Below are 10369 nucleotides of genomic sequence, written 5' to 3'. Positions count from 1 at the left end.
GCTCCGGTCCGTGCGGGTCGGGGATTCGCGGTTCGGGCCTGTGATGGGCCCACCGTCGCGATCGATGTCGCGTCAATGGCGGCAAATGCCGGGATATGCGCTAATTGCGGGAGCACTGTGGAGAATGGCCTGACCAGGGTTGATGTGCCGCGCGCACGTGCGAGTATGGCGCGGTGACCAGCGCCAGCCTGCCCCCCGTCATTCTCGTCCTCGGCGATGAGGAACTCCTTGCCAGCAGGGCGGTCGCGGAGGCGATCGAGACGGCTCGGCGGCTCGACCCGGATGTGGATGTGCGGGAGTACGCCGCTGGCACGCTGACTCCCGGCGAGGTGGCCGAGATGGTGAGTCCGTCGCTGTTCGGCGGTCGGCGGGTGCTGATCCTGCGCGCCGGCCAGGACGTCCGCAAGGACCTGGCCGCCGCACTCCTCGGCTACGCCGCCAATCCGGACCCCGAGGTCCACCTCGTCGTGGTACACGCGGGTGGGGCGAAGGGAAAGGCGTTCGCGGACGGCCTCCGGTCGGCGGGTGCGACGGTGATCCCGGCCGCCAAGCTGAAGGGTCACCGGGACCGGGTCGCCTTCGTCCGGGAGGAGTTCCGTCGCACCGGCGCCCGGTGCTCCGATGACGCCGCCGAGGCGCTGCTCGCCGCGGTCGGCAACGACCTGCGGGAACTCGCCTCCGCCTGCTCGCAACTGGTGGCCGACACCGACGGCCGGATCGACGCCTCGACCGTGGCCCGCTACTACCGGGGCCGGGCGGAGGTGAGCGGTTTCACCGTGGCCGACGCGGCGATGGTGGGCGACGTGCCGGGGGCGCTGGAGGCATTGCGGTGGGCGCTGCATGTGGGTGTGGACCCGGTGCCCATCGCGGACGCCATCGCCGACGGGATCCGGACCGTGGCCCGGGTGGCATCCGCCGGGCGAGGCAGCCCGTACCAGTTGGCAAGCGGGCTCGGCCTGCCGCCGTGGAAGGTGGAGCGCGCGCAGAAACAGGGTCGGGGATGGACCGCCGAGGGGCTGGCAACCGCCATGCGGGCCGCCGCCGAGTGCAACGCCGCCGTCAAGGGCGGTGCCGACGACCGGGGGTACGCGCTGGAACGGGCGGTCTTCGCCGTCGCCGGGGCACGAGACACCGTGGGCGGGTCCGCCGCACCGGTCGGGCTGACTCGCGGCGGCGGGGCGGCCCCGGGAACGACGGACCGGTCGGTGAGCGGACGCTCCGGCGGCAGTCGGTCCGCTACTGGTCGATCTGGCACGGGTCGGGGCGGCTCCGGCCGCTCCGGAGCGTGAGCCGACGGATGTGGGCGTGAGCCGAGGGGCGTGGGCATGAGCGGAGACGACCGGCCGTCATGGGAGATCCCCGGCGTCCGCCGGATGGCCCTGTCCCGGGAGCAGGAGCGGCAGCGTCCGCTCTATTCGCGGACGCTCGGGCTTCGCCACGTGGACCCGGGCGCCGTGCTCTGCTTCATGTTCTTCGAGGGCTCGATCATTCTTGCCCTGCTGCTGGCGCTGGCCGAGTTGGTGAGTTGGTGGACCGTTCTGGTGCTGCCGGCCACGGTGGCCGCACTGGTCAAGCTCAACGACGAGGTGGCGGCGGCGGTGGCCCGGTCCGCGGCCCGGGTACCGCAGAAGGAACGCGAACGATTCCGTCGACAGATGGCGCCGGCGGTGGGTCGGGCCGCCGTGCCCCGGCGGACGCTGCCCGCCGATCACCCGCCCGCCGATCACCGTGCGACAAGCGTCATACCGGCACTTCCGGTGGCAGTCGACCGCCCGCCGTCCCGGCGGATCGTGCCGCCGTCTCCGCCGTCTCGACCCCGGCGGTCCGTCGCCCCCGATGCCGCCGTTTCTGGCCCGGTCGGGCCGCCGTTCGTGGTGGATCGTGTCCGGCAGGCACGACAAACACCCCCGGCGCCGCGTGGCGCTCGGGGGTGAATCGGCGCTGAGCCGCGACCGCTCAGGCGGAGAGCGAACTCAGCCGCTTGGCGATCGACGACTTGCGGTTCGCGGCCTGGTTGCGGTGGATCACGCCCTTGCTGACCGCCTTGTCCAGCTGCTTCGAGGCGGACCGCATCAGCTCGGTCGCCTTCGCGGTGTCTCCGGCCTCGGTCGCCTCGTGGAACTTGCGGATGGCGGTCTTCAGCGACGACTTGACCGACTTGTTACGCAGCCGGCGCTTCTCGTTCTGCCGGTTGCGCTTGATCTGGGACTTGATGTTCGCCACGCGACAGCCTCGTCCTGGTAGCTCGATGATTCTGGTTGGTCTGGAAGATCGCGCGGGCGACCGTCCGTCGCCATGCGCGAGGAGCCAGGCTACCAGGCCGGCTGGCCACGGGCCAAAACGGGCGCTCGTTCGGGGCCAGGGGCTACGCCGGGTCAACCAGTCCCGGTTCAGCGCCAGTCGCGACGCCGGATCAACCAGTCCAGCGTGGTGCCGCCGCTCCACCGCCGGTGTGCCCGCAGCGCAGCCGGAGCGGCGGAGGCCGGATTGGCCCCGGTCAGGAGATAGCCGGACAGGGCGGCCAGGGTGGCATCGAGGGCCTGCGGGGGAACGTCCCGGCCCACCGGATGGGAGGCGAAGATCTCATCCACGGGCAGACCGCTGGCGTAGCCGCCGACGAGCAGACCGGCCAGGTCGAACCAGGCCGGTCCGTGGCAGGCCCAGGTCCAGTCGCAGAACCAGGCCGAGCCGGCCCGGTCGACGAGAACATTGTCGGCCCGTAGGTCGCAGTGGATGACGCCGCCGGTGTCCGCGTACTCCGGGAGGAGTGCCTCCAGGTCGGCGAGTTCGCTCACCCGGTCTCGCGCGGCCGGCGGCAGTGGGGGCGCCGGCTCCCGTCCGCTGGCCACCTCCCGCCACCAGGACAGGTCGCTGCGGGCGAGATCGGCTAGTCGGGGTAGCCCGACAGCGGTCAGTTCGGCGGGTGGATCGGCGAGCGCGGCCGCCGCCCGGGCGTACGCGGTAAGCGACGCGGTGAGTTCGTCGGTCTGCCAGGGCAGAGCGGGCGAGTGGCCGTCCACGGCGTCCAGGCACAGCACCGCGTGCCCGGCGGCGCTCATCGTCCAGCGCGGTCGGGGCGCGGGTACGTCGGCGGGCAGCGCCGCGGTCACCGCCGCCTCCCGGGCGTACCAGTCAGCCATGTGTGGTTGTCCGGTGGTGGGGGCCGCCTTCACGAAGACCCGGCCGCTCGCGGTCTCCAGCACGGTGGCGACGCCGCCCGTGAAGCCGCCGGCGGCGCCCTGGTCGGCCCGGACCGGCTCACCAAGCCGCTCCTCGATGGCCATCCGCAGCTCCGCCGGCAGGTCCGCCCAACCGGGTCGGACGGTGGGCGTCGCGTACGGGACGGGGGGCGGCGGGACCGGCTGCATGGCTGCCATCCTCGGGGATAAGGGCTGAGCGTGGAGTCCTATTGCCCCGCGGCGGATGGCCGAAATCCCGATCGGTGACCGGCTGAGCCGGCGCGACGCACGGCTGGGCCGGGTGACGCACCGGTTGGTCCGGCGCGACGCACCGGCGGGCCAGAGGTGTCGGTGGTGAGTGACAGACTTGTCGGCCATGAGGACCGACGACTTCTGGGCCGTGATCGAGCAGGCCCGGGCGGGCGACGACGGCGCCGCTCCCGCGATCGCCGCCCGGGCAGCCGCGGAGCTGGCCGACGGGGAGCCGGACCAGATAGCCGACTGGCACCGGCACCTGGGTCGGGTGCTTACCGCCTCGCAGCAGGCGGATCTCTGGGGAGCGGCATATCTGATCAATGGCGGCTGCTCGGCCGACGACTTCGACAACTTTCGGGGCTGGCTGATCGCCCAGGGCCGGCAGGTGTTCGCCCGCGCTGTCGCCGACCCGGACTCCCTGGCCGACCTTCCCGCGGTCCGGCAGGCGGCGACCACCGGGGAGGAGTTCGGGTCGGCCGACATGTTGGAGATCGGCCAGCGGGCGTACGCCAAGGCGACGGCGACCGAGCTGCCGCCCGCGGTGGACCCCGCCGAGCGGGTGGAGTCGGACGACTTCTGGGACTTCGACGACGCGGACGAGGTGCGCCGTCGGATGCCCCGGCTCGCGGAGCTGTTCGGGGAGCCGCCGCTGGAGTGAGGGGCCGCCACGACGCGGGGTCTGGCCAGGGCGACGTGGGGCGGCCGCCGCGACGCGGGGCCAGCCGCCGGAGTGAGGACCGGCTGCGGCGATCGTGTACTCCGGTCGGCGTGGGAGCATAGGAGGCAGACCTGCCAGTCGATCAGAACGGACCGTCCGTGCCACCGAAGCTCGACCCCGGCCTGAACGTTCCCGGTGCCACCGATGCCGGTGCCATCCGGAACTTCTGCATCATCGCCCACATCGACCACGGGAAGTCGACGTTGGCGGACCGGATGCTGCAGTTGACCGGCGTGGTCGACGAGCGGCAGATGCGCGCCCAGTACCTCGATCGGATGGACATCGAGCGGGAACGCGGCATCACCATCAAGAGCCAGGCGGTCCGCATGCCGTGGGCGATCCGGGAGGGCGAGCGGCAGGGCGAGGCCGCGGTGCTCAACATGATCGACACGCCGGGGCACGTGGATTTCACGTACGAGGTGTCCCGGTCGCTGGCCGCCTGCGAGGGCGCGGTGCTGCTTGTCGACGCCGCGCAGGGGATCGAGGCCCAGACGCTGGCGAACCTCTACCTGGCGTTGGAGAACGACCTGCACATCATCCCGGTGCTCAACAAGATCGACCTTCCGGCCGCCCAGCCGGACAAGTACGCCGAGGAACTGGCTCATCTGATCGGTGGGGACCCGGCCGACTGCATCCGGGTCTCCGGTAAGACCGGTGAGGGCGTGCCGTACCTGCTCGACGAGATCGTCCGGCAGTTCCAGCCGCCGGTCGGTGACGCCACGGCAGCCGCCCGTGCGATGATCTTCGACTCCGTGTACGACGTCTACCGGGGCGTGGTGACCTACGTCCGGGTCATCGACGGGCGGATCGAGGCCCGGGACCGGATCAAGATGATGTCCACCGGAGCCGTCCACGAGCTGCTGGAGATCGGTGTCATCTCCCCGGAGATGCAGAAGGCCGCCGCGCTCGGAGTGGGTGAGGTGGGTTACCTCATCACCGGCGTGAAGGACGTCCGCCAGTCCCGGGTCGGCGACACCGTCACGATCAATTCGAAGCCGGCGAGCGAGGCGCTCGGCGGCTACAAGGACCCGAAGCCGATGGTCTATTCGGGTCTCTATCCGATCGACGGCTCCGACTATCCGGCGCTGCGCGAGGCGCTGGACAAGCTGAAGCTCAACGACGCGGCGCTCAGCTACGAGCCGGAGACCTCCGGTGCGCTGGGCTTCGGCTTCCGGTGTGGGTTCCTCGGCCTGCTGCACCTGGAGATCATCCGGGAGCGGCTGGAGCGGGAGTTCGGCCTGGACCTCATCTCCACCGCCCCGAACGTGGTCTACCGGGCGGTGCTGGAGGACGGCACCGAGGTCGTGGTGACGAACCCGAGTGAGTATCCGACCGGCAAGATCGCCGAGGTGTACGAGCCGGTGGTGCGGGCAACGGTGCTCACCCCGAGTGACTACGTCGGCGCGGTGATGGAGCTGTGTCAGGGCCGTCGGGGCAACCTGCTGGGCATGGACTACCTGTCCACCGAGCGGGTGGAGCTACGCTACACGCTGCCCCTCGCCGAAATCATCTTCGACTTCTTCGACCAGCTCAAGAGCCGCACGAAGGGGTACGCGAGCCTCGACTACGAGCCGTCCGGCGAGCAGAAGTCCGACCTGGTGAAGGTGGACATCCTGCTGCACGGCGAGCCGGTCGACGCGTTCAGCGCCATCGTGCACAAGGACAAGGCGTACTCCTACGGCACCAATATCGCGGCCAAACTGCGCGCATTGATCCCGCGCCAGCAGTTCGAGGTGCCGATCCAGGCGGCGATCGGCAGTCGGGTGATCGCGCGGGAGACGATCCGCGCCATCCGCAAGGATGTGCTGGCCAAATGCTACGGCGGGGACATCTCCCGGAAGCGCAAGCTGCTGGAGAAGCAGAAGGAAGGCAAGAAGCGGATGAAGATGGTCGGCCGGGTCGAGGTGCCGCAGGAGGCGTTCATCGCCGCCCTGTCCACGTCGGACTCGGGCGACGCGGGCGGCAAGGCGGCCGGCGGGAAGAAGTGACCGGGCAGGCGCGGTCGGAGAGTGCCGTGCGCGGCCATGGTCCCGGTGCCGCGTACTGCCCACGCTGCGCCGCGGCGCTGCCCGGTCCACCGCCGTGCGCCTGCGCCGCCTGCGGCTACCGGCTCTTCGTCAACGCCCGGCCGACGGTTGGCCTGATCGTCCTGGACGGGCGGCGGTTCCTGGCGGTGCGTCGGGTGGTGCCGCCGCGAGCCGGTCTCTGGGAACTGCCCGGCGGCTTCTGCGACGGCTGGGAACATCCGGCCGACGCCGCGCTGCGTGAGGCCCGTGAGGAACTCGGCGCCGCGATCACTCTTGGCCGGTTCATCGGGATGTACGTCGGCAGCTACGAGTACCAGAGCGAGACACTCCCGGTGCTGGACACGTTCTACCTGGCCACACTCGCGGGGCCGGTGCGCCTCAACGCCGCGGAGGCATCCGAGATGACCTGGTTCGATCTGGCGAAACCTCCCCCTTTGGCCTTCGCCACCATGGATCGGGCCGTTGCGGACGCCGCGCGACAAGTTTGTCGTTAGGTCGGTTTGGATTTCTGAGCCCTCGGGAATTACGTGTGCACCACGGCAAGAACCAAGACATGCACATACCTGAGGAGGAGGGCGACATGACGCTCTGGGGAATCATTATGGCGCTCGTCGTCGGTCTCATCGTCGGCGCGCTCGGTCGTCTGATCGTTCCGGGCAAGCAGAACATGCCGATGTGGCTGCACATGGTGATCGGCGTTGGCGCTGCCCTGCTGGGCACCGTGATCGCCCGGGCCGCCGGTATCGCCACGGAGACCGCTGGCATCGACTGGCGTGAGCTGGCGATCCAGGTCGTCCTCGCGGCCATCGCCGTCGCGGTGGTCGCCGGGGTCGGTGGTCGCCGCCGGGTGAGCCGCTACTGACCTGCGCACCCGCGTACCCCAAGGGGCGCCCAGCCGAGAGGCTGGGCGCCCCTTACGCTGTCTCCGCCGCGGCCACCGCGCACCCCTGTCGTAAAGGAAATTTTCCTACTAGGGTGCCGCAGAGAAGATTTGTGCCACCAGTGCGTGGGACCAGTGCGAGGGAGACGTTGTGGTGAAGAGGTGGAGAGGGTTCCGGCCGGTCACCGCCGCCGCGGCCGCGACCGCGATGCTGCTCACCGGGTGCGGTGGTGGTGCGGACGAGGCGGTCGACACCAGCAAACTGACGGTCTGGATGATGGGCGCCGGCAGCGAGGCGCAGACCGCGTTCCTGGACGGCGTCGAGGCGACATTCAAGGAGAAGCACCCGGACACCGACGTCGTGGTCCAGTACGTCCCCTGGCTGGAGGCGCCGAAGAAGTTCCAGACCGCGCTGGCCGGCGGCGACGGGCCGGACGTGACCGAGCTGGGCAACACCGAGACGCAGGGCTGGGCCGCACAGGAGGCGCTGGCCGACGTGAGCGACCGGATGGACGGCTGGGCCGAGGGCAAGGACATCCTGCCCGATCTGCTGTCCAACGCCCAGCTCGACGGAAAGCAGTACGGGGTGCCGTGGTACGCCGGGGTGCGGGCGGTCTACTACCGCACCGACTGGTTCGCCAAGGCCGGGCTTCAGCCGCCGAAGACCTGGGACGAACTGGTGACCGTGGCCAAGACGGTGCAGCAGCAGAACCCGGGCAAGTACGGCTTCGCCCTGCCCGGCAACTCGGAGCTGCCGTTCTACTCCTTCCTCTGGTCGACCGGCGCGGAGATCGCCACCAAGGACGGGGACAGCTGGAAGTCCGGTTACGACACTCCGGAGGCGAAGCAGGCGGTCAAATTCTGGACCGACCTCGTCACCACGCACAAGGTGGCGCCGCCCGCCGCCGCCGGGTGGAACGAGCTGGACGCGCAGAAGCAGTTCGCCACCGGTCAGGCGGCGATGGCCGTGGCCGGCAGTTGGCCGCAGACCGCGATGCTGAAGGACAATCCGGACCTCGCGAAGGTGTGGGGTACGTTCCCGATCCCGGGCCCGGACGGCAAGCCCGCCCCGGCCTTCGCCGGCGGGTCGGACATCGGCATCTGGCAGGACAGCAAGAAGCAGGACCTGGCCTGGGACTACGTGACCATCCTGCTGAACAAGCAGAACTCGCAGGAGTGGGCCAAGAGCCTCAAGTTCTTCCCCGTCTACAAGGACCTGACCTCGCCCGACGAGTACGCGAACGACCCGGTCATGGGGACCTTCGCCACCGTGCTCCAGGACACCAAGCTGACCCCGATCACCCCGAAGTGGGTCGAGGTGAGCCGCAGCAAGACGGTCACCCAGACGATGAACAGCTCGATCATGAAGGGTACCCCGCTCGACCAGGCGGTCAGCCAGGCCGCCACCGAGATGGAACAGATCCTCAACGCCAAGTGAGCACCCTGACCCGCGAACCCGGGACCCGGAGGACGCGCGGGCGGGACCTCCCCGCCCGCCGTCCCCGGCGGCCCGGTACGGGCGTCCCGTACCTGCTCCTGGCGCCCACCCTGCTCGTGATCGGCGTGCTGCTGCTCTGGCCGCTCGGCCAGGTGGCGGTGATGTCCCTGCACGAGATGGGGATCCGCGAATTGCGGGGGGACCGGCCGTGGTCCTTCGTCGGCCTGGAGAACTACACCCAGATCCTGAGTGACCCGTTCTTCCGCACGGTGCTGCGCAACACGGTGCTGTTCGCCGCGGCCAACGTGGCGCTCACGATGGTGCTCGGCACCCTGGTCGGACTGCTGCTCAACCGGCTGGGCAAGCGGATGGCCGGGTTCGTCGGTGCGGCGGTGATGCTCGCCTGGGCGACGCCGGCGCTGACCGGCGCCATCGTCTGGAAGTGGATCTTCGACGACACCAGCGGGCTGGTCACCTGGTTTCTCAACGAGCTTCCGGACGGTCTGTCCAGCGCGCTGTTCGGTCGCGCCGAGTGGACCGGGTACGGCTGGTTCAACTCGCCGCTTACCTTCTTCACCGTGCTCACCCTCGTGGTGGTCTGGCACTCGTTCCCGTTCGTCGCGGTGAGCGTGCTGGCCGGGTTGAAGAGCGTTCCGGGGGAGCTGCACGAGGCGGCCCGGGTCGACGGCGCCGGGCCGTGGCGGGTCTTCTGGTCGGTCACCTTCCCGCTGCTGCGACCGCTCTTCGGAGTGCTTGTGGTGCTCTCGACGATCTGGGACTTCAAGGTCTTCACCCAGCAGTTCGTGCTGGCCGGCGGCACCCAGGACCGGTCGACCTTCATGCTCGCCATCTACTCGTACGCGGAGGCGTTCTCGCCGCCGCCGAAGTACGGGCTCGGCGCCGCGATCGCGGTGGTTCTCACGCTCATCCTGCTCGCGGTCACCGGCGTCTACGTACGACTGATCCTGCGCCAGGAGGAGACATGACCGACCGGCGGCGTCCCCGCGCGGGGCGGTGGGCGGCAAACGTCGCCGGGCTCGCGGTGGCCGCCTTCGCGGCGTTCCCGGTGTTCTGGATGATCTCGACGTCGCTCAAGCCGAACCGGGAGATCTTCTCCAGCACGCCCCAGCCGCTGCCGCACCAACCCACGTTGGAGCACTATCGGGACATCTTCGGTGGGCAGATCATCCCGGGTGCCAGCTTCGGCGACTTCCTGCTCAACAGCGCCCTGGTGGCGGCGGCCACGGTGCTGCTCAGCGGCGTGGTGGCGCTGCTCGGGGCGACCGCGGTGGCCCGGTTCCGGTTCCGGCTGCGCACGTCGGTGCTGGTGCTGCTGCTGATCGTGCAGATGATCCCGTTGGAGGCGCTTGTCATCCCGCTCTTCCTGATCATCCGGAGGCTGGGTATGTATAACACCCTGCCCAGCCTCATCCTGGTCTACCTGGGCTTCTCGCTGCCGTTCGCGATCTGGATGCTGCGTGGTTTCGTCGCGGCGGTGCCGAAGGACCTGGAGGAGGCGGCGGCGATCGACGGCGCGAACCGTGCGCAGATCTTCTGGCGGATCCTGTTTCCGCTTGTCGCGCCGGGACTCGTGGCGACAAGCATCTTCTCGTTCATCACGGCCTGGAACGAACTCATCTTCGCGTTGACGTTCATCAGCTCCGAGGACCGGTACACCGCGCCGGTCGGGTTGACGTTCTTCTTCGGCCGGGACGACACCGCCTGGGGGATGGTGATGGCCGCCTCCACGGTGCTCACGCTGCCCGTGATGATCTTTTTCGTGCTGGTGCAGCGGCGGATGGTCGCCGGTCTGACCTCGGGTGCCGTGAAGGGTTGAGCAGGGTCCCTTCCTGTCGCTTTCGCGTCGGAGGG

Annotated in this window: 10 protein-coding genes and 1 pseudogene; 9 read left to right on the top strand and 2 right to left on the bottom strand. The window is 69.8% G+C overall.

The window, feature by feature from the left end:
• Positions 1 to 173 precede the first annotated feature (173 nt).
• Positions 174 to 1127 (top strand): annotated as a pseudogene (gene holA, locus ACFQUZ_RS03295) (DNA polymerase III subunit delta); the annotation flags it as partial.
• Between the two features lie 246 nt (positions 1128 to 1373).
• Positions 1374 to 1934, top strand: coding sequence for a hypothetical protein (locus tag ACFQUZ_RS03290; RefSeq protein ID WP_377437506.1), 561 nt, complete (start codon positions 1374 to 1376; stop codon positions 1932 to 1934).
• 22 nt (positions 1935 to 1956) lie between these two features.
• Here ACFQUZ_RS03290 and rpsT read toward each other — a convergent pair whose 3' ends face one another.
• Both rpsT and ACFQUZ_RS03280 read right to left on the bottom strand, forming a co-directional pair.
• Entirely contained in the window at positions 1957 to 2223 is a 267-nt protein-coding gene (gene rpsT, locus ACFQUZ_RS03285; protein WP_377437387.1) for a 30S ribosomal protein S20, read from the bottom strand.
• A 167-nt stretch (positions 2224 to 2390) separates the two neighbouring features.
• Positions 2391 to 3368 (bottom strand): phosphotransferase, encoded by a 978-nt coding sequence (locus ACFQUZ_RS03280; protein WP_377437385.1) that lies wholly within the window; start codon positions 3366 to 3368, stop codon positions 2391 to 2393.
• 187 nt (positions 3369 to 3555) lie between these two features.
• On the opposite strand from ACFQUZ_RS03280, the gene ACFQUZ_RS03275 reads away from it, so the two are divergent.
• From ACFQUZ_RS03275 to ACFQUZ_RS03245, 7 genes are all read left to right on the top strand, one after another.
• Positions 3556 to 4092 (top strand): DUF4240 domain-containing protein, encoded by a 537-nt coding sequence (locus tag ACFQUZ_RS03275; protein WP_377437383.1) that lies wholly within the window; start codon positions 3556 to 3558, stop codon positions 4090 to 4092.
• Between the two features lie 158 nt (positions 4093 to 4250).
• Entirely contained in the window at positions 4251 to 6140 is a 1890-nt protein-coding gene (lepA, locus tag ACFQUZ_RS03270; RefSeq protein WP_377437381.1) for a translation elongation factor 4, read from the top strand.
• Between the two features lie 26 nt (positions 6141 to 6166).
• Positions 6167 to 6673, top strand: coding sequence for an NUDIX domain-containing protein (locus ACFQUZ_RS03265; protein WP_377437380.1), 507 nt, complete (start codon positions 6167 to 6169; stop codon positions 6671 to 6673).
• Between the two features lie 59 nt (positions 6674 to 6732).
• Positions 6733 to 7041, top strand: a complete 309-nt coding sequence (locus ACFQUZ_RS03260) for a GlsB/YeaQ/YmgE family stress response membrane protein (RefSeq protein ID WP_377437378.1) — start codon at positions 6733 to 6735, stop codon at positions 7039 to 7041.
• Between the two features lie 172 nt (positions 7042 to 7213).
• Positions 7214 to 8497 (top strand): sugar ABC transporter substrate-binding protein, encoded by a 1284-nt coding sequence (locus ACFQUZ_RS03255; protein WP_377437377.1) that lies wholly within the window; start codon positions 7214 to 7216, stop codon positions 8495 to 8497.
• Positions 8494 to 9483, top strand: coding sequence for a carbohydrate ABC transporter permease (locus ACFQUZ_RS03250; protein WP_377437376.1), 990 nt, complete (start codon positions 8494 to 8496; stop codon positions 9481 to 9483). The genes ACFQUZ_RS03255 and ACFQUZ_RS03250 overlap by 4 nt, the downstream gene beginning before the upstream one ends.
• A complete protein-coding gene (locus ACFQUZ_RS03245; protein ID WP_377437375.1) occupies positions 9480 to 10334 on the top strand; it encodes a carbohydrate ABC transporter permease in 855 nt (284 codons plus the stop codon). The genes ACFQUZ_RS03250 and ACFQUZ_RS03245 overlap by 4 nt, the downstream gene beginning before the upstream one ends.
• Positions 10335 to 10369 lie beyond the last annotated feature (35 nt).

The sequence above is a fragment of the Plantactinospora sp. GCM10030261 genome (genome assembly GCF_042666615.1).
Lineage (GTDB): Bacteria > Actinomycetota > Actinomycetes > Mycobacteriales > Micromonosporaceae > KBS50.
Note: the sequence above shows the minus strand (reverse complement) of the source record. Positions and strands in the feature narration are given on the sequence as shown.